The organism is Acinetobacter sp. YH12086, assembly GCF_013419345.1.
Classification (GTDB): Bacteria; Pseudomonadota; Gammaproteobacteria; order Pseudomonadales; family Moraxellaceae; genus Acinetobacter; species Acinetobacter amyesii.
Map to the genome: position 1 here is coordinate 173,469 of NZ_VPAF01000002.1, position 18,676 is coordinate 192,144.

The window sequence follows — 18,676 nt, forward strand, 5'->3', positions numbered from 1 at the left end:
TATTTAAAAAATAGGGCTCTTTTATAAATTCTTGGGAAAGAAATTAATTGCGGCGAATTTCTTCCGAAGTTTTCTCAGCAGTATTGGTTACAGCATCTCCAGCTTTAGATACGTCTTTACCAACACCTTTTACTGTATTACAACCTGTCAATACGAAAGCAACCATAAGTGATGCAGCTAAAATTTTTTTCATTGAATGTAATCTCCATTATGAAAGAATAATTTTTAGAGGATTAAATTATTCTGTTGTGAGATTTAGATTAAAAAATAGCCGTATCAAACAGTAGGTGGTTTTTACGGTGGTTGAGTAAATAAATGTAAATTTCTACTAAATGGTGCATTGAGTCTTAAATTGTTTGCGGCAAAACCAAGCGTGGCTGTCTATACATATAATAGCTTTCATCACTGTCTTTTTTATATAAACCATCTGTCCACCAATGTGCGGTTGTACTTGTCGGTTGCTGCTGCACGCAAATCCATTCATGTCGTTGTAGGCGATAGTAACCTTGACTTTTTGAGGGAATGACATGTCCCCATTGACCTATTCTACGCGCAGGATTGACCCAGTTTGGCAATGTGCTGGTACGCTGAATAGGTAAATATAATTGGCCCTTTAAAACGCAATAGCGCTGTTGAATCTGCTGCCCAAGTGCTTCATCAAATTGGAATTGTTTTTGGGTAAAATGATTAAGCTTTCGAGCCAAAGTATCACTACGATTTAAGCCATACCAATAGGGTAATTGAAAATCGCGCTCTGCTAGATAGTATTTTAAAGCCACTTCCCAATGTTCAACTTCACCACTTTCAGTATTTTTTAAAACAAAGTCGAGTTCACCTACTGTACGAGGGCCATCAATTTTTTGAATGCTATGTCCGAGTAACTGGTAGGGATGGTATGGGTGATCGAGAAGCCAAAACCACATAAACATTTCGAAACGTAAACCAAGGCGAGTACTTTTTAATTTTTGTAAAAATTCTACTAATTCACTTGGGTATTGTTCGAGTTGTTTTAAACGGGGAAGATAGGCTTGAAAATATTTATGCCAAAGCTCGCTTGGATGAAAATGAAAGGGATAGCGGATTTCGAGTTCATTGGGAATTTGCTGCAGAATATTTGGGCTTGCAATACAGAAAGCTAATTGGCGAACTAAGGGCTGTTTAAATTGCAACCATGGCTCAAAATAAGACGACGTTGTCGGGGTTACAGCCATATTGAAACCTTTTGAATAATGCAGAATAACAACGGATAATTGTTAAAAACATCTTATACTACCTGAATTGAAAGTTCAGGGTAGCGGTATGAAGACGTTGTTTTGGCGAAGCTTAGTGGTTGTCTTTGTCATTTTAGGCTTTATAGGGGCTTTATTGCCGGGAATGCCCACGACAGTCTTCTTAATATTAGCGGCATGGGCGGCTTCAAAAGGTTGGCCTCAAATGGATGCTTGGTTGTTGAATCATCCTAAATATGGGCCAACCTTACGCGCTTGGCGCGAAAATGGCACAGTCCCACGCAAAGCAAAATGGTTTGCATCGATCATGATGTTTGTGAGTGGCCTGATTATGCTTTTTACATCAGCACCGATTGCTGTCAAGATTTTCACTGACTTAACCATGTTGATTGTTGGCATTTGGTTATGGACACGACCAGAGCCAAATAAGATTAGAACTATTGAAACATCGCCGCAGACACAACCACAAGATAAAGATAAGCAGAAAGAGCAAGAGCATGTCTGAATATACCCAAGATCAAGCAGATATCCTGATTAACTTGAAAGATCAAACTTTAACTTTGCCGAAACTGAATAAGTTTTACCTCATTTCATCGGGTAAAAATGGCATTGGTGAGCAGGAAAATAGTGGCAAGACGCCACGAGGCTGGCATCAAGTGGCTGAAAAGTTTGGTGGACAACAACCTCAAAATGCAGTTTTTAAAGCACGTCAGTGGACCGGAGAGGTTTACGACGAGCAACTTGCTGCATCACACCCTGATCGGGATTGGATTTTATCTCGAATATTATGGCTCAGTGGTTTAGAACCCGGCTTTAATGCAGGTGAGGGCTGTGATACTTATCAACGTTATATTTATATCCATGGCACACCAGATAGAGAGCCTATGGGTATACCGATGTCACATGGTTGTATTCGCATGCGAAACAGCGATGTTGTAGAACTTTATCAATTGATTCCATTAAATGCTTTGGTTTACATCACTGAACATTGAACACGTCGTTAAAAGCACAAGCCATGAAAGCCGAAATTCATGACATCAAACCATGGTTTGAAGAATTAAAGTGAGTTTGAAAGGCGTTTTTTTGTCAGGACTTTTGTCAGGACTAATGCTCGTAAACTAACAGAAAATCGTGTTTGAATGTATTTTGTACACTGTGGTGTTTTAGAATGTAGTGTATGTGATGAATTAATCGTCGGTTCGCTGAATGATTAGTTATGAGTCCACGCGAAAAACTGTTTTTTATGTGAATGATGCAGAATATAAGTCATATTTTTAGTAATAAATTTACAGGTTTATAGCTAAAAAATGTTCAAAAATACTGATTTTTCCGCAATATAACTTATTTTTTAATCACTCAAACAGAAAAAGTGGAAAAGAGTTAGAAAAGCGTTTGACAGACCGTGAGGATTCTCTATAATGCACCTCATCAAACGATGAACATGTTTTGAAAAGGGCGCTTAGCTCAGTTGGTAGAGCGTCTGCCTTACAAGCAGAATGTCGGCGGTTCGATCCCGTCAGCGCCCACCAAACCTTTTCAGCGTTAAGATATTTAGAGTGCAGCGGTAGTTCAGTTGGTTAGAATACCGGCCTGTCACGCCGGGGGTCGCGGGTTCGAGTCCCGTCCGCTGCGCCACTTTAAATCTTAGTTCGTTTGAACCACAATAGCGACATTGTGTAAGTGCAGCGGTAGTTCAGTTGGTTAGAATACCGGCCTGTCACGCCGGGGGTCGCGGGTTCGAGTCCCGTCCGCTGCGCCATTTACATGATAGACCTTTTGAGGGCGCTTAGCTCAGTTGGTAGAGCGTCTGCCTTACAAGCAGAATGTCGGCGGTTCGATCCCGTCAGCGCCCACCATATTTTTTGCGATGCAGCGGTAGTTCAGTTGGTTAGAATACCGGCCTGTCACGCCGGGGGTCGCGGGTTCGAGTCCCGTCCGCTGCGCCATTACAAAGAATATAATTGTTGTACCCTTTGAGGGCGCTTAGCTCAGTTGGTAGAGCGTCTGCCTTACAAGCAGAATGTCGGCGGTTCGATCCCGTCAGCGCCCACCATATCTTTTAAGATATAGGTTGTGTTTCGAAAGAAACTACGTGATGCAGCGGTAGTTCAGTTGGTTAGAATACCGGCCTGTCACGCCGGGGGTCGCGGGTTCGAGTCCCGTCCGCTGCGCCATTTATCTTAAAAATCTCTGTTCAAGAGAATGCCTTTAGAAAAATCTTTGATTTTTCTCTTGCGCTCAGACAAGGCTTCGCTTTGTTACTCTTCGCTCAGGGCGCTTAGCTCAGTTGGTAGAGCGTCTGCCTTACAAGCAGAATGTCGGCGGTTCGATCCCGTCAGCGCCCACCATATTCTTCTATAGAATCTTCTTTCCCCAAAAGCTTGCCTAAATTTTCTGATTTACATAGAATCCGCTCTATAATAATTTTAATATTGTATGTGATCTATGAGAAATCCATATCAGCGCAAGGCAGCGTCTAAAACTCAAACTACAAATTACAATCCTCAACAAACCTATAAACAATTTATTGAAAATATGGTTGCTCAAGGTGGCGTGATTGCGTTATATCAAGATGGTTGGGCACTTTGCGCGACACCTACAGGTCAGCGTTCATTCGCCATTTGGCAAAACCGTGGTTTGGCACGTTTATTAATTAAAGACAATTGGTCCAATTATGAAATTCAGGAAATTTCATTAAAAGACTTTATCGAAAAAGTCATTCCGTTTTTACGCAGCGAGAGCACTACAGTATCTTTAGATTTAACCCCAGAAGGACAAAATATTTTGGTTGCACCTGAAAAGATGCTGTTAGATATTAAAAATTATTTATATCAAGTTTATCAACAGCGCCCAGAAGTCTTTGAAAACCTTAAAATTCCTTTGCCACGTAGTATTCGTTTAAATTAATGGTTTATTTACAGCATAAAAAAGCCCTTGTTCATTGGTCGAACAAGGGCTTTTTTAATATTCATTGAGTACAAAACCACTCAAAAAGGCAAAATATTCACGTAACCAAGAGTTGTAGCGGATGTACAGCGGTGTAGGCGCTGCAATGGTATACACCTGTGTATAGCCTAACTTTCGTGCAATTGCTTTTGCACGTGGAAGGTGAAAGTCACTACTGGCAATTGCAATGGGGGCATCAAGAGAAATCTGATGTTGTTTTAAAATCATTTTACTGTTGATCAGGTTGAGTTCTGTACTGGTACTTTTACTTTCTTCATATATGCCTGCCGCTGAAATGTCATAGTGTTGAAGTAAATAGCGCTTCATCACAGAAGATTCGGTTATTTTTTCATTAAAACCTAAACCACCTGTCATGATCATAATAGTATTGGGTTGTTGCAAGGCATACGGTGCTGCGGCATCGAGACGCGCCTTTAAGGTTGGAGAGGGTTGACCATTTTCAATACCGCTACCCAAAACGATGATGGCTTGGACGGAAGTAAATGGCTTAGATTGGTGGCTATTGAAGTGTAAATACGCAAAAAACAGCAAAAGGCTCAATAGCCAAAGCCAAAACAACCACCATGCCGCACGCCAGAGCCTTTTGAGTTTGGGGGAATGATCTAAAATATTGTGGATTTGGGTTGTAAATAGTCCGGATATAAGAAAAATACACCCAATGACTAAGGGTAAAAGAATGCCTAAATGAATTTTATCTAATGTAAGCAACCAAATGGCATCTACACAGAGCAGCAAGCCTACACAAAGCAGTAGTATTCTTTTCATTCAAAAAATTAAAGCAGTATCCTTATTTGGCCTAAGTATAGCGTGAAAAAAACCAGACACGAGGTCTGGTTTTTAGTTGGGACTATTTATGAGTAAACATCTTATTAATAAACATCACGGCGGTAGCGCCCAGCTTGACGCAGTTCAGCAACAACGTCTTCACCTAATATATCAATCAGTGCGTGGTCAACGTCCGTTGCCATACCGTTGATACTACCGCAAACGTAGATCACGGCACCTTGTTCTACCCATGATTTTAATAAGGTCGCATGGTCACGTAGCTCATGATGCACATAGCGTTTCTCCGCTTGATCACGAGAGAAGGTGAGGTCTATGCGTTGAACTAAACCGGTGTTTTGCCATGCTTCAATGACGTCTTGATAAAAGAAATCATGTGCGCGTTGGCGCTCACCAAAAATCAGCCAGTTTTGCGTATAGTCTTGACGAACTCGTGTATGTAACAGGCTGAGTAAACCAGCAATACCTGTACCGTTACCAATACAAATCACAGGACGATTATCTGCAATCAGATGGAATGATTCATTGGTACGAATACGCAGTTGTAGTGTACTATTGATCGCAGCATGTTGTGTTAACCACCCTGAGCCTAAGCCGAGCTCACCATCCGCATTGGATTGCTGACGCACCACTAAGCGTAATACTTGCTGACTTGGAATACTGGCAATCGAGTATTCACGAGTTGGAAGCGGTGGAAGCTGTTCAAGCAAATGATCAAGGTTGGCAAATGGTTCAACATCCGTATTTAGGTTACGATCCCATAATGCATCTTCAATACGTTGCTGAGTAGAATCAACCACTTGCTGACTTTGAATTTGGTACTTTTGCATGAAGTTTGCAATACGTTCAGCACTATTACCTGGTTGAATCTCTGCAATATCACCCGCTTGCCAATTGGCTTCATGTTGCGGTTTTAACTCAATATTAAATGCAGGTGCACCTAAACTGTTCGGGTTGAGTAAATCACGTTTGGTCAATGTCCATGCATCAAAAGTTTTTTCAATTTGCATGTGCTGAAGTTCAAGTTTAGTCGCTTTGGCTAAAGCGCTATTCCATGCTTGAATGGCTTGGGTGTCGCCATTATTGACTTCAATTGTGTCAAACAGGGGCTTCGCAGCATTACTTTGCATCCAGCGATGAATCGCATGACCAAAGCTACAGAAAGTATCAGGATATTCTTCAGAACCTAAAGCTAATACGGCAAACTGAACATGACTCAAATCGAGGCTTTGTGTCATCAGTTTACGTTCAAAGCTTGAAGCGAGATCAGGCGCTTCTCCAGTGCCATAGGTACTTGCAACAAATAAAATCTGAGCGGCTTGCGTTAAGTCATCAGCAGAAAGTTGCTGAACAGCTTTCACTGTGACAGACTGACGAGCCTCTTGTAAGCTTGTTGCTGTACGCCATGCCAATTGTTCAGACTGACCTGTTTGTGATGCATAGCAAATTAACCAAGGCTGTGCATTTGGGTCGATGGCAACAGGTGCTAAGCTTTGACGAGCTTGCTGTGTCAGTTTTTTCTGTTTACGACGTTTGAGATAGAGCATCCATCCAGTGACAAAGAACAGCGGCATCATGAGGGATGCAATAACCACAAAGAACTGATAAATCGGTCCGAAGAAACTACCACGATGCACAGGTAACATGCTGGTCATGATTTTTTCATTTAATTTTTTATCTTCGTATAACTCGATATCGGTGAGAGCAGACGTTTTGTAGTTATAAGTCGCTTTGTTGCGAGCACGTTCATGTTGAGGAACGGCATCCACAAAGTTAATTTCTAATTCACCATTGGCTTTTTTCGGAATATTAAAAGTGACACTTGAGTATTCACGACCAATATTTTGATTAAAGCCATTCCAACTTTGCGTAAGGGCAATATTCACTTGTTCTGGTTTTAGACCACGTTTTTCTCCGCGACCTTCAGCACCATGTTTGTTTTCTTGAGCGCCGTGTTCAGAGGGACCAGAAGTTGCAGGGTTACTTTCAGAACGTGCTTGGTGTTCACCACGAGTTTGTCCTGCTTCAGTGGCTTGTTTTTCAGCGCTTTGCTTTTCGCCCGCCTGTTCAGCAGGTTGTCCATTCGGTTTTGGACCATCTTGTAACTGGGGCTGTGGACGTTCAACGCCCATGACTTTAAACATGCCATTACGCCACCAGTCATAAGACCAATACAAACCTGTACATGCCAAAATGAGATAGAAAATAATCACCCATGTGCCGACGACAGCATGTAGATCCCACAGGAAATTACGTCCTTTGAGCTTTGGTTTAACTGCAAGCCATTGTTTAACAGAATGTCTCTTTGGCCAACGCAGATATAAACCACTCAATACAAAATAAATCAGCATCAGTGTACATGCGCCGGTAATTTGTTTACCAACAGGGCCAACAGTTAAATTACGGTGTAGCTGCTGTACAAACTGGAAGAATTTTTGACCTTTGATTTCAGGTAAAACTTCGGCTGTATAGGGGTTAACCATCATGTTATAGCCACGACGAGCACCTTCTTTGACAATATTCACGGTACTTGAGGCGGTAGCATCTGAGGCAATAGAGATGCTATTAATTTTCATGTCAGGATCAGACTGACTAAAGTGCTGATAAAGCTCAGCAGGGGTTAGTTTAGGCTGCTGTTGAGCCTGAACCACATAACTGTCCTGATTGATTGCTTTAAGTATTTGCTGTTCATAGGAATAAATGGCACCTGTAACCCCCATGAGCGAGAGTATTAAGCCGGCACTAATCCCCAAGAACCAGTGAATCTGGAAAAGGGTTTTCTTAAACATGATGGATTTAATATTGATAAAAGGTTGCTGAATTGCGACGAATTATAAACGATGATGTAGTAGAGAATGTGGAAAAAGTAAGTAATATTCATTCTCATTATTGTAATTATCAATGATCATTCGAAAATTAAACAGATAAAAAAACCTCCAAAAAGCGGAGGTTTTTTATACATAAATGTCTGTTTGGCTTAAATTGCTTTAGCTGGGCCTACAGTTTCATTTAAGTGTTTACGAATGGTCGAAAATGGAAACTTCTTGCTATCCATACGTTTAGGCAAGATGTATGCGCCGTCTTGACCCTTCACTTTAAAGTTTAAAAGGATGAAGTCTTTAGTGTCATACCATTCATGAATGTCTTTCCAACCGACAGTCATCGTACCCATGTTTGCGCCCATACGTTGCTGCATAGAGATCCCATGCGGCTGAACACCCATGCGAATGCCTTTAATTTCTTGTACAGGAACCTCGTTTAGTTTGCGTTTCGCATACCACTCGATACCGAATTTACGCACAAGGAAGTAAATCACAACACAGACAATAGCTACCCAGCAAAATACTGTTGAATAGTTCTTAATAAAGATGAGGCCCAAGAGTGCCAGTGCCAGAATTGCACCCATAATTAGCCATGCTTTTTTGCCAATTTTGAAGTTACTGCGAGACAGAACAAGTTGAGCATAACGTTGTTCTGCTTCAGAAATTTCATAAGCCACTGGCTCTAGCGTGTAGGCATATAAATTTTTTGCGGTCATAGTGAAAGTAACAGATTTAAAACTGTAAAAAGTTTAGCATTATTTATACCAATTCAGTGAGTATATTGTTCCAAAATCATCCAAATTATAGCGAAGCCAGTTCAGTCGATGCCTGATCATGCTCATGACTTAGATTTTGTTTCAATTGGCTAAATTGGTTCAACACGTTAAACATCAACGAAAGCTGTTGTAGCACGATTAAGGATTTTTGATCTTCCTCACTATTTTGTGACAATCGCTGACGGATTTCTTGCAACATATTTTGCGCCGTTAAGTCCGGCACTTCGTCACGTAGTAATGCACCTTGAATGTCATCTGTGGCTTTATCCAATAAGGTTAAGACCTGTTGGTCTTGAATTTTTTCACGATGCGCACCTAAGGCCGCGATATAACTAATAAAGGTGTGATTGAGACACAAAAACTCAAAGGCCGAAGCTTTTTGAGTCGGATCGGTATCGGGTTCGGTGGCTAAAGTGGAAATCAGTGATGCTACTTCTGCATCGGTATTATGGGCTGCACGTCGTACTACACGATAATTCAACCCGTTATTACGGCCAGACTTGTATTGTTCGACCACTTCGGCCAAATAATCACACTGCGCTTGAATCGAACGGCTGATGGTTCGAGGCAGGCGACGGAATTTCCAATCTGGGAAAATGAAGCTCACCCCAAACCATGCCAAGGCACAACCAATCAGTGTATCAATCATACGCGGCATAGCTGCGGCAAAACCCATGCCATCTAAGTTAAAGTTAATCAGCGCCAAAATGGTAATAAACGCAGTGGCTTGTGCATATTGCTTACTACGTAGTTCAAAAAACAATACGCCACTTAAAATGAGTAGCAATAACTGACCTTCGACAGAAGGGACAAAATATAAAATTGCATAACCTAAAATAATCCCGACCAAGGTGCCAATGATACGTAAATAGAGGCGGCGCTTGGTGGCGTTAAAGTTCGGCTGGCTGACAAACAGGGCAGTCAATAAAATCCAATAGCCATAACTGATATTGGTGACTTGGACAAAAATATAACCAATAAATAACACGGTCGATAAACGCACAGCATGACGGAACAGCACCGACTCAGGGCTCAAATGTTGTTTGAATCGAATGACGATGTCGTCCCATCCTTTTAAATCATCATCTTTTAAACGATTTTCAATCAGGGCTTGTCGGTCAATATAACGCTCGGTTTCGACATTACGTAATTGCGCATCGATGCCTTTTAGGTTTTGGTATAAAGCAAATAAAGAGTTGATCCAGACTTCATCGTATTTTTGTTCTTCACGCAGCTTTTCGAGTGACAATTTTAGATTGTGGAACGCATGTTTAAAACGTTGATTATGATGATAAGGTTTTCGCTGTAAGATACTGATACTCAAATCTTTACAAGCTTTTCCTTGAATCGAAAGCACGCGTTGAAAGCGAAATAAAATATCACTATGTTCAAAAATACGGGTTAATTTTTGATAATCAATATGTGCGGAATCGGCACGTTCATGAATGTCTTGTGCGACAAAATAATATTGCAGGCTACGACGCGTATCTTTTTGTCCACGGTCGCCTTTTAAACGCGTTAATAAGGCTGTTTTCATATCGTTGAAAATGCCAATTAATTTGCCATTTTCTAGCGATAGCTCGATCAAACTTTGCTGATAACTTTCTGGTGTCATATCGACATCAAACAAGTTAGATTTTGCAAATAAGAAGTCGCCAAGAGACGAATAGCTTTGGGCCAATTTGTCCTGAACTTGACGTACAGGAAACAGTAGAAAGCTCAAAGTCGAAAGCAGTCCATACCACATCGCACCGATGACCAATAAACCTGCTTGTGTATACCAATTTTCAAAAAGTTCGACCCCTAGCATGGAATACACGGAGATCACCAAACAACCATAAGAAATGGTGGCATAGCGACGACCCAATGAACCCAAAAGAATCCAACCGATACAAGACACAATCAGCCCCAAAGCAAATAAAATCGGATGCGGGAACAACAGATAAATGGATACAGCAGTAATAAAGAACCCGATATAGGTATAAATTTGATTGAGCACGCGGACTGAAAAGCGGTCATCGATATCACTTAGACCTGCGGCAACCACACCCAAGGTGAGGGGAATGGTCATTAATTGCTGATCTAAAAAATAAGGGACAAAGGCAGTTCCTGCGAAGGCAATGACCATGCGCAAGTTATACATAAAGGTCGTGTTATAGGTTGCTTGTTTCAGTCGTGCGAGCCAGGCGTTCAAAATTTTTCCTTTGCTAAAGCGATGGGGCAGTAAGCAATGTGTATCGTGTGAATTTTCACATTGAAGCCAAGAAATAATACTATGTGCAGTGTAAACTTGTCTGCAAAACTTGCTTGCAATAAATGAATTATTCTTATGAAAAGCGTCGAATCACAAAAGGAATTTTCTCAACGCTGGATCGTTTTATTGGCGTTGCTGACTGCTTTGGGGCCACTTTCAATCGACATGTATTTGCCTGCTTTGCCTCAAATGGCCGACGATTTTGGTGTCACAACCCAACAAGTGGCCAATAGTCTTCCAGCGTATTTCTTGGGTTTGGCGATTGGCCAGTTAATTTATGGGCCAGTCAGCGACCGTATTGGGCGTAAAACACCGCTATATTTCGGTTTGGTTTTATATATTTGTGCCAGTTTTCTATGTGTCTTTGCCAATAGTGAATGGAGCTTGATCGCTGCTCGTGTTTTGCAAGCGTTGGGTGGCTGTGTCGGTGTAGTGATTGCCCGTGCTGCAATTCGTGATCGCTTAAGTATGCAAGCTTCAGCTCAGGCCTTTGCGAGTATGATGATCGTGACAACAATTGCACCAATCATTGCACCTACTTTAGGCGCATGGGTTTTGCAGGTGTTTGAATGGCAATACATATTTGCGGTATTGGTACTTGTCGGTATTTTTTGTCTTTTCTGCGTACATTTTTTCTTTCAAGAAACCCTGCCTGTTGAGCGACGCTTAAACTTAAGTTTAAAACAAGTCTTAGGTTTATATGGTGCGATTTTGCAAGACGAAAGCTTCCGTAAACCGATGCTCACAGGCTGTTTTTCTGGCGCAATTTTATTTTGTTATATCAGTGGCTCATCTGCCATTTTAATGGATGGTTATGGTCTGAGCCAACAGCAATTTGCTTATGTATTTGGTGCGAATGCTTTAGGGATTATGGTGTTTTCGACCCTCAACAAGAAACTTGCAAATCGACTGGATGTTCGCCATCGATTGCACTTGGGTAATGCACTTCAATTATGTGGTGTGCTGATCTTATTGGTGGCGGGGCTATTTTATCTTTCATCTATCGTTGTTGTAATGTTTGGCATGTTCTTATGTGTTGCATCAATCGGCTTCACTGGGCCAAATGCGATGGCTTTGGCGATGTCTGAACAAGGCTCACGAGCTGGCACAGCCAGTGCAATCATGGGAAGTATGCAATTTGCCTGTGGTCTAATGGCTGGAGTGTTTTTGAACTTTTTAGTATGGTCAGCGCTCATCAATATGGCCGTGATTATGTTGCTGTTTGTGGTTATTGCAATGTTCACCATACGTAGTTTAAAAGCTTCAGCCATGGGTTGAACTGAATGCAGGTGATGACTATAGCTGGTTTGACTTAAACGTCAGTCATCAATGTCCATATATTTTTGATGAAATATGTGTGTCATTCATTATAAATGTTCATCATCATAACGATGAATGATTGTGCTATTTTCCCATTGTGAGGTCAGTTTCTATTTTCTCGAAACTTATATCTAAGAAATCATCCACTTGAAAATAATTAATGAAACTGCGCATCATTGTTGTCTTAATCTAAGGAAATAGAATAATTATTAAATAAGTATTATTCGCATTAAATACATTACGTTATGCTGGATAAATACATTGTGAATGTCTCTATCGGTAATATATCGGATTTTATAGTTTTTATTGCATACCTACAGGGTATGGGTTTTTACCTTTAAGGTATGAATATTGAGATTTTTTGCCATCTGAATCGGCTAAGTCCGAATTTTAACTAAATATTTCAGTCTATTTTCAGTAATGGATTCAGGTTTCTTGCTTTTTGCTTTCAAGTATTTCGTTATTGGGGGCTACAAGTTAAGGCTTTAATGCGACTAAAGCACGGATATGCAGCTTGAAATTTGTCCGCTCAAATAGCTGAATAACAAAGCACCCGGATTTAGGGTATACAACAATGACAGGACAATAGAGAGCTTAGGATGAAAACTCAAACTGTATTCCACCCAATGAAAACCCTTGTTGTTGCCATGAGTTTGGCAACGGTATCAATGGCTCATGCAGGCAGCAATACTTCTGAAATTGAACAATTACGTGCAGAAGTTGCAGAACTGAAAAGTTTGATTAAAGCGCAGCAGCAAGTTCAACAACAGCAACAAACAGAGATTCAGCAAGTTAAAGCGCGTCCTGTTGCACCACCACCGCAACCAGCTACTCCAGCTGCAAGCTTAAAATCTAAAACAGGTGCAGATGTAAGTCTTTACGGTTTTGTTCGTGGTGATGCGAACTATATTATTGAAGGTGCGGATAACGACTTTAATAACGTACATACGTCTAAAGAAGAAGCACGAGATAAACTTCGCGCAACTGCAAAAACCACACGTTTTGGTTTAGATTTTACAGCACCTGTCGGTGGTGATAATAAAGTGGGCGGTAAAATCGAGGTCGATTTCAATGGAAGTGGCGAAACTATTCGTCTACGTCATGGTTATTTAACCTTTAATAACTGGTTATTTGGTCAAACGACATCTAACTTTTTGTCTAGCCATGCACCAGAAATGATTGATTTCAATACAAACTTGGGTGGTGGTACTACACGTATTCCTCAAGTTCGTTATAACTACAAATTAGCTCCAGATACTCAATTATTTGTTTCTGCGGAAGAAGGGGATAGTAAAGGGACTGTTGCTGCAGATCCGACGTATCGCCTTCCAAACTTAACTGCCAAAGTGACTCAAGGTTTTGCCGCAGGTAAAGGTACCGCTTCAGCTCGTGCATTGGTTGAAAACTACAAATCTAAAGTTGCGGATGATACAGAAACAGCTTGGGGTGTAGCAGCGGGTGCATCTTATGCAGTGACTGATCAATTGAAATTGAATGGTGATGTCTCGTATACAGAAGGCAACAGCAACTATTTATATGGTTCTAACTCGGCTTACTCTGTGGTAGATGGCAACATCGAGCAAAACAAATTCACTGCTGTACAAGTGGGTGCAACTTATAAGTTTAATGAAAAACTACGTTCGACTTTAGCTTACGGCGCGCTATTTGCGGATGATGGCAGCGCGTATGCGAAAGATGCATCTAACTCAAATGCGAATGAAGAAGCACAGCAAGCTTGGATTAACTTTATTTACGCACCTGTAAAACCAGTTGAACTTGGCTTGGAATATGTAAACGGTAAACGCAAAAACTTTGCGGGTGAATCTTATAACGATGACCGCGTGGGCTTAATGGCTAAATATAGCTTCTAAGCACAAACTACTGATCTAATCGATCAAAAAAGCCTGACTCAGTTCAGGCTTTTTTTGTTGAAACAGGAGATTTTTCAACGCAAATTAACCCATAGCACTAAGCAGATGGAATCACTAAATCGCCTGAGTCATGATGTCGTACTGGTTAAAGCATTCATTTAACCACGTCCTACATGGCATCATGTTTAAATCTTTAATATTTTATATAGATAAAAAATGCGAATACATTTTAGTAAAAACAAACAGATATAACTTTAAATTATAGCAAATAAAACTTTTTGTAATTAAAATTAATGAAATTTCTCTGTTCTCCACGCATAATGTGCGACTTTTCTAATCAGCATTTGATTTTATGTATTTCATCTATGATGTGAATATTGTAGTAAGTGTTGGTTTAGTAAGCATGAACTGCTTTTATGGATTTGTTTTGTCGAATTGAGTTTTCACTTTTTTTAACTCAGGCATACATATTTGAATCAGATGATGAATATTTATGATTGGCAATGAATAGCTGGTAGCCTGATTTATTGGTTAAATTTACAAATTGGAATTGTATTTTAATTAATAAACGCTACTAATTTCTATTAATTGGACTAATAAATATTCTAACCATTTTGGACAAATTATTATGGAATTTAGCTTTAACGCATTTTATACCTTAATTGCGGCGGTGATCGTTCTTTTATTAGGACGTTTTCTGGTAAATAAAATCAGTTTTTTGAGGCGTTACAATATTCCTGAGCCCGTAGCTGGTGGTTTGGTTGCTGCAATAATTTCATTGGTTGTACATAGCATTTGGGGTTATAGCATTACTACGAGTAGTGAATTACAAACCAGTTTTATGCTGATTTTCTTCGCATCCATTGGTTTAAGCGCAAACTTTGCCAAATTGAAAGAAGGAGGAATTGGTCTTGTTATTTTTCTGGTAGCCGTTGCTTCTTTCATTGTTGTGCAGGATGTCGTTGGTATCAGTCTTGCCACTTTATTGGGTATTGATCCACTGATTGGTTTGATTGCAGGTTCAATTACGTTGACAGGTGGTCATGGTACAGCTGGTGCATGGGGTGAAATTCTTGAAGTTGAACACGGTATACAAGGTGCATTAGCTTTAGGTATGGCAAGTGCAACTTTTGGTTTAATCATTGGTGGTATTATTGGTGGACCATTAGCTAAGTTGCTAATTAATCGTTATCACCTAGCAACTCCGCGCACAAATGAGCAAATTGAGCGTAGTGATAACACACCACTAGCTGATATTAATTCAACAGAATATGTACCTTTTGAATATCCACATCGTGTTCGTTTAATTACCGCAGATAATGCAATTACGACTTTGGGCTTATTTGCTGGCTGTTTAGCATTTGCTGATTTTATGACGGCTTTCAGTAAAGGTACGATGTTTGAATTACCGACATTTGTATGGGCTTTAGCAGGTGGTGTCATTTTACGTAATGTATTAGAAGGTATTTTCCGCGTACAAATATTTGATCGTGCAATTGATGTATTTGGTAATGCTTCATTATCACTGTACTTAGCAATGGCACTATTATCGTTGAAACTATGGCAGCTATCAGATCTTGCAGGACCATTAGTTGTGATTTTGGGAGCCCAAACATTAACAATGGCACTATATGCTGCGTTTATCACTTTCCGTGTAATGGGCAAAAATTATGATGCTGCGGTTTTAGCGGCGGGTCATTGTGGTTTTGGTATGGGGGCAACACCTACCGCAGTTGCAAATATGCAAGCCATTACCAATATGTATGGTCCATCTCATAAGGCTTTCCTAATCGTTCCTTTATGTGGCGCATTTTTTGTTGATTTGATTAACGCAACAGTTATTCAATTAATTCTTAAATTCTTTGCTTAATTTAGAAAGGCTCTTCAAAAAAGAGCCTTTTATACTTTTGACCATTTAAAACTAGGGTTGAATATGAATGAACAATTAAACGAAACCCTGATGAGCTGGGTCAAAGTTTTTAATGATCCGCTTTGGGATTTCCTTGTTGTCTTCTTGGTTGCTGTTGGTATTTTTTATACCTTAATCACTGGTGCAGTTCAGATTCGTCTATTTTTTCATAGTATTAAAGTGATGAAATCTAGCCGTAAAGAAGGCGATGATGATCATGGTATTACACCATTCCAAGCCTTTGTGACTGGACTGGCAAGTCGTGTCGGTGTGGGTAATGTCGCAGGTGTTGCAATTGCGATTGCAATTGGTGGGCCGGGTGCAGTGTTTTGGATGTGGTTTACCGCATTTTTAGGGATGAGTTCTGCATTTGTGGAGTCTTCACTTGCACAGCTCTTTAAAGTGCGTGATACGCAAAATCAGCAATTCCGTGGTGGTCCAGCGTATTACATCACGCAAGGCTTAAAGCAAAAGTGGTTGGGTGTGGTTTTTGCCATTGCGCTGATTTCAACCTATGGCTTTGTGTTTAATGCAGTACAAGCCAATGCGATTACGGGTGCAACTTCACATGCTTGGGGTTGGGATAAAGCCAATCTAGTATTGAGTTTGGGCAGTTTTAGTTTTGAAATTTCATGGGTAGGGTTATTCCTTGTCTTTATAACAGCGCTGATTATTTTTGGTGGTATTAAGCGTATTGCAAAAGTGGCAGAACGTTTTGTTCCATTTATGGCATTACTTTATTTGGCAGTCGCGCTCTATATCGCTTTTGCTAACTTTGCGATTCTCCCAGATATTTTCCAGTTAATATTCAGCAAAGCATTTGAGTTTGATGCTGCGGCTGGTGGTTTCTTCGGTGCTATGGTTTCTATGGCGATGATGCAAGGCATTAAGCGTGGATTATTCTCAAACGAAGCGGGTATGGGTTCTGCTCCGAATGCTGCGGCAGCATCAGATGTTAAACACCCGGTCAATCAAGGCCTGGTTCAGATGCTCGGTGTCTTTGTCGATACATTTGTGGTGTGTACCTGTACGGCGATCATTATTTTGGCATCTGGCTTGTATGAAAATGCAGGCTTTGAGGGTGTTGCTTTGACGCAAATGGCGCTTGAAAGCCAGATTGGCGCATGGGGAGATGACTTCCTTGCCATAATCTTGTTCTTATTCGCTTATTCTTCAGTAATCGGTAACTATGCTTATGCTGAAGGTAATGTGCAGTTTATCAATAACAATCCTAAGGTCATGTTTATATTCCGCGTAGTCGTCCTCATGATGGTGTACTTTGGCTCAATCATGAGTGTGCCACTGATTTGGAACTTAGCGGATCTCTTCATGGGCGTGATGGCGAGTATTAACCTCTTTGCGATTTTATTGCTGACTCCATTCTTATTGATGCTGATGAAAGACTACACCTCACAGTTAAAACGGGGTGTAAAAGAGCCAGTATTTAAGATGGATGAACATCCAAAATATAAGGATCGCGTTAATTCCGATATTTGGTAAAGTCAAAAATTAACTTTAAAAAGCTCCGTTATCGGGGCTTTTTTTGCTAGACAATGTTTTGGATCTTGATGTGGAAATTCTGCTAGACACTGAAATTTTGACAGCCAATGACTTTCTAGGTTGTATGTCAATATAATGTGCATCGGTCAGAGGCATTAACGAATAATAACAGTGACGTGAATGTGGACTGATTAGACTACTTTTTCTCTTCAAATCTCGAGTTGCATTTGGAATATCTCTCAATGAAAAGCATAACTGTTTTGATGACTGCATTCGCAATCAGCCTTGTAGGTTGTCAAAGTGTGGGCTCAAAAAAGGTCAGCGCTGAAATATCCACACAAATTCGAACTTATACAGCAGCACCTGCTCAAGTGGCGAATAACCGCATTGACTTTAAAAAAGTGAAAAAGCAGGAAAAGCGTCCGATTGTTGCTTTGGTTTTAGGGAGTGGTGGGGCACGTGGTTATGCTCACATAGGCGCCATTCAGATACTTGAACAGCAGGGAATACACCCAGATTTTATTGTTGGAACCAGTGCGGGTAGCATTGTGGGTTCAATCTATGCTTCAGGTAAAAGTGCCAATGAGTTAAGAGATATCGCCTTAAATATGAAAGCCAATGATGTTCGAGAAATACGTTTGGACAAAAAAGGGTTTTTTGACGGTAAAAAAGTTGAAGATTATATTAATGAGCAAGTTGATGACGTGCCTTTAGAGTTGCTAAAAACCCCAATGTATGTGGTGGCAACCGAGTTAAAGGATGGCAAAAAAGTCGTGTTCAATTATGGTAATACGGGGCAGGCTGTTCGTGCTTCGGTGTCAATTCCGAGTATGTTTATTCCAACGATTATTGAAGACAAAGAATATGTTGATGGTGGCTTGGTCAGTCCTGTTCCTGTGGACGTTGCACGCGATTTAGGGGCAGATATTATTATTGCGGTGGATATTTTGGCACGACCGATTCATACCGAAACGTCGAATGTATGGGGCTTGTTTAACCAAAATATCAACATTATGCAAAATCGTTTAGCTCAAGAAGAGCTCAAGCGAGCAGACATTGTGATTCAACCTGATTTACGTGAAAAAGCACATATATTTGATGTAAAAGGTCGTGAAGCGACGATGCTTGCAGGTGAAGAGGCAACTTTAGAAAAACTTGGAGAGATTTCTCGCGTTTATGCTGAACATCAGTATAGTAAGGGACATCATATTCCTTATTTAGCAGCCAAAGACTAGGCTGGTACGA

The 18,676-nt window shown here is 40.5% G+C and carries 14 protein-coding genes and 8 tRNA genes; 16 read left to right on the top strand and 6 right to left on the bottom strand.

The window, feature by feature from the left end:
• Positions 1 to 43: 43 nt before the first annotated feature.
• Positions 44 to 193: an entericidin A/B family lipoprotein gene (locus FTU29_RS04025; RefSeq protein WP_078191053.1), complete on the bottom strand. Its 150-nt coding sequence runs from the start codon at positions 191 to 193 to the stop codon at positions 44 to 46.
• Positions 194 to 347: 154 nt separating this feature from the next.
• Positions 348 to 1,211, bottom strand: coding sequence for a DUF1853 family protein (locus tag FTU29_RS04030; protein WP_180078159.1), 864 nt, complete (start codon positions 1,209 to 1,211; stop codon positions 348 to 350).
• Positions 1,212 to 1,299: 88 nt separating this feature from the next.
• On the opposite strand from FTU29_RS04030, the gene FTU29_RS04035 reads away from it, so the two are divergent.
• From FTU29_RS04035 to FTU29_RS04085, 11 genes are all read left to right on the top strand, one after another.
• Positions 1,300 to 1,734 carry a YbaN family protein gene (locus FTU29_RS04035; RefSeq protein ID WP_180004991.1) on the top strand — a complete coding sequence of 145 codons (435 nt, stop codon included), beginning with the start codon at positions 1,300 to 1,302 and terminating at the stop codon, positions 1,732 to 1,734.
• A complete protein-coding gene (gene elsL / locus FTU29_RS04040; protein WP_078192250.1) occupies positions 1,727 to 2,221 on the top strand; it encodes a cell wall-recycling L,D-carboxypeptidase ElsL in 495 nt (164 codons plus the stop codon). The genes FTU29_RS04035 and elsL overlap by 8 nt, the downstream gene beginning before the upstream one ends.
• Positions 2,222 to 2,682: 461 nt before the next feature.
• Positions 2,683 to 2,758: transfer RNA gene (locus tag FTU29_RS04045), tRNA-Val, on the top strand.
• 29 nt (positions 2,759 to 2,787) lie between these two features.
• A tRNA-Asp gene (locus FTU29_RS04050) sits at positions 2,788 to 2,864 on the top strand.
• Between the two features lie 47 nt (positions 2,865 to 2,911).
• Positions 2,912 to 2,988 (top strand) — tRNA-Asp (locus tag FTU29_RS04055).
• Between the two features lie 21 nt (positions 2,989 to 3,009).
• Positions 3,010 to 3,085, top strand: a tRNA-Val gene (locus tag FTU29_RS04060).
• Between the two features lie 13 nt (positions 3,086 to 3,098).
• Positions 3,099 to 3,175: transfer RNA gene (locus FTU29_RS04065), tRNA-Asp, on the top strand.
• Between the two features lie 31 nt (positions 3,176 to 3,206).
• Positions 3,207 to 3,282, top strand: a tRNA-Val gene (locus tag FTU29_RS04070).
• Between the two features lie 44 nt (positions 3,283 to 3,326).
• Positions 3,327 to 3,403, top strand: a tRNA-Asp gene (locus FTU29_RS04075).
• 98 nt (positions 3,404 to 3,501) lie between these two features.
• Positions 3,502 to 3,577 (top strand) — tRNA-Val (locus tag FTU29_RS04080).
• Positions 3,578 to 3,674: 97 nt separating this feature from the next.
• Complete coding sequence (locus FTU29_RS04085) at positions 3,675 to 4,136, top strand: DUF2750 domain-containing protein (protein ID WP_111885580.1); 462 nt, start codon at positions 3,675 to 3,677, stop codon at positions 4,134 to 4,136.
• Positions 4,137 to 4,190: 54 nt separating this feature from the next.
• Here the strand turns inward: FTU29_RS04085 and FTU29_RS04090 are convergent, their stop codons facing one another.
• The 4 genes from FTU29_RS04090 to yccS form a co-directional block, all read right to left on the bottom strand.
• The gene (locus FTU29_RS04090) at positions 4,191 to 4,961 is read right to left on the bottom strand and encodes a YdcF family protein (protein ID WP_180120545.1); all 771 of its coding nucleotides are present in this window, start codon (positions 4,959 to 4,961) and stop codon (positions 4,191 to 4,193) included.
• A 104-nt stretch (positions 4,962 to 5,065) separates the two neighbouring features.
• Positions 5,066 to 7,768 (bottom strand): sulfite reductase flavoprotein subunit alpha, encoded by a 2,703-nt coding sequence (locus FTU29_RS04095; protein ID WP_180120547.1) that lies wholly within the window; start codon positions 7,766 to 7,768, stop codon positions 5,066 to 5,068.
• 188 nt (positions 7,769 to 7,956) lie between these two features.
• Positions 7,957 to 8,517: a YcxB family protein gene (locus tag FTU29_RS04100; protein ID WP_180023176.1), complete on the bottom strand. Its 561-nt coding sequence runs from the start codon at positions 8,515 to 8,517 to the stop codon at positions 7,957 to 7,959.
• A gap of 85 nt (positions 8,518 to 8,602) precedes the next feature.
• Positions 8,603 to 10,771, bottom strand: a complete 2,169-nt coding sequence (gene yccS / locus FTU29_RS04105; RefSeq protein WP_180120548.1) for a YccS family putative transporter — start codon at positions 10,769 to 10,771, stop codon at positions 8,603 to 8,605.
• A gap of 135 nt (positions 10,772 to 10,906) precedes the next feature.
• Between yccS and FTU29_RS04110 the strand changes: the two genes are divergently transcribed.
• The 5 genes from FTU29_RS04110 (at position 10,907) to FTU29_RS04130 (ending at position 18,666) form a co-directional block, all read left to right on the top strand.
• Entirely contained in the window at positions 10,907 to 12,109 is a 1,203-nt protein-coding gene (locus tag FTU29_RS04110) for a multidrug effflux MFS transporter (RefSeq protein ID WP_180120550.1), read from the top strand.
• A gap of 641 nt (positions 12,110 to 12,750) precedes the next feature.
• Complete coding sequence (locus FTU29_RS04115; protein WP_180120552.1) at positions 12,751 to 14,022, top strand: DcaP family trimeric outer membrane transporter; 1,272 nt, start codon at positions 12,751 to 12,753, stop codon at positions 14,020 to 14,022.
• A gap of 628 nt (positions 14,023 to 14,650) precedes the next feature.
• Positions 14,651 to 15,892, top strand: coding sequence for a sodium/glutamate symporter (gltS, locus tag FTU29_RS04120; RefSeq protein ID WP_078192244.1), 1,242 nt, complete (start codon positions 14,651 to 14,653; stop codon positions 15,890 to 15,892).
• Between the two features lie 63 nt (positions 15,893 to 15,955).
• A complete protein-coding gene (locus FTU29_RS04125) occupies positions 15,956 to 17,431 on the top strand; it encodes a sodium:alanine symporter family protein (RefSeq protein WP_180023180.1) in 1,476 nt (491 codons plus the stop codon).
• Between the two features lie 242 nt (positions 17,432 to 17,673).
• Positions 17,674 to 18,666 carry a patatin-like phospholipase family protein gene (locus FTU29_RS04130; protein WP_180120554.1) on the top strand — a complete coding sequence of 331 codons (993 nt, stop codon included), beginning with the start codon at positions 17,674 to 17,676 and terminating at the stop codon, positions 18,664 to 18,666.
• The last annotated feature ends 10 nt before the right edge of the window (positions 18,667 to 18,676 follow it).

Excerpts from the sequence above, each read along its gene's own strand:
- FTU29_RS04130 (WP_180120554.1), top strand. The coding sequence starts at position 17,674 with ATGAAAAGCATAACTGTTTTGATGACTGCATTCGCAATCAGCCTTGTA.
- FTU29_RS04085 (WP_111885580.1), top strand. The coding sequence starts at position 3,675 with ATGAGAAATCCATATCAGCGCAAGGCAGCGTCTAAAACTCAAACTACA.
- FTU29_RS04035 (WP_180004991.1), top strand. The coding sequence starts at position 1,300 with ATGAAGACGTTGTTTTGGCGAAGCTTAGTGGTTGTCTTTGTCATTTTA.
- FTU29_RS04025 (WP_078191053.1), bottom strand. The coding sequence starts at position 193 with ATGAAAAAAATTTTAGCTGCATCACTTATGGTTGCTTTCGTATTGACA.
- elsL (WP_078192250.1), top strand. The coding sequence starts at position 1,727 with ATGTCTGAATATACCCAAGATCAAGCAGATATCCTGATTAACTTGAAA.
- FTU29_RS04090 (WP_180120545.1), bottom strand. The coding sequence starts at position 4,961 with ATGAAAAGAATACTACTGCTTTGTGTAGGCTTGCTGCTCTGTGTAGAT.
- FTU29_RS04115 (WP_180120552.1), top strand. The coding sequence starts at position 12,751 with ATGAAAACTCAAACTGTATTCCACCCAATGAAAACCCTTGTTGTTGCC.
- gltS (WP_078192244.1), top strand. The coding sequence starts at position 14,651 with ATGGAATTTAGCTTTAACGCATTTTATACCTTAATTGCGGCGGTGATC.
- FTU29_RS04100 (WP_180023176.1), bottom strand. The coding sequence starts at position 8,517 with ATGACCGCAAAAAATTTATATGCCTACACGCTAGAGCCAGTGGCTTAT.
- FTU29_RS04095 (WP_180120547.1), bottom strand. The coding sequence starts at position 7,768 with ATGTTTAAGAAAACCCTTTTCCAGATTCACTGGTTCTTGGGGATTAGT.
- FTU29_RS04110 (WP_180120550.1), top strand. The coding sequence starts at position 10,907 with ATGAAAAGCGTCGAATCACAAAAGGAATTTTCTCAACGCTGGATCGTT.
- FTU29_RS04030 (WP_180078159.1), bottom strand. The coding sequence starts at position 1,211 with ATGGCTGTAACCCCGACAACGTCGTCTTATTTTGAGCCATGGTTGCAA.
- FTU29_RS04125 (WP_180023180.1), top strand. The coding sequence starts at position 15,956 with ATGAATGAACAATTAAACGAAACCCTGATGAGCTGGGTCAAAGTTTTT.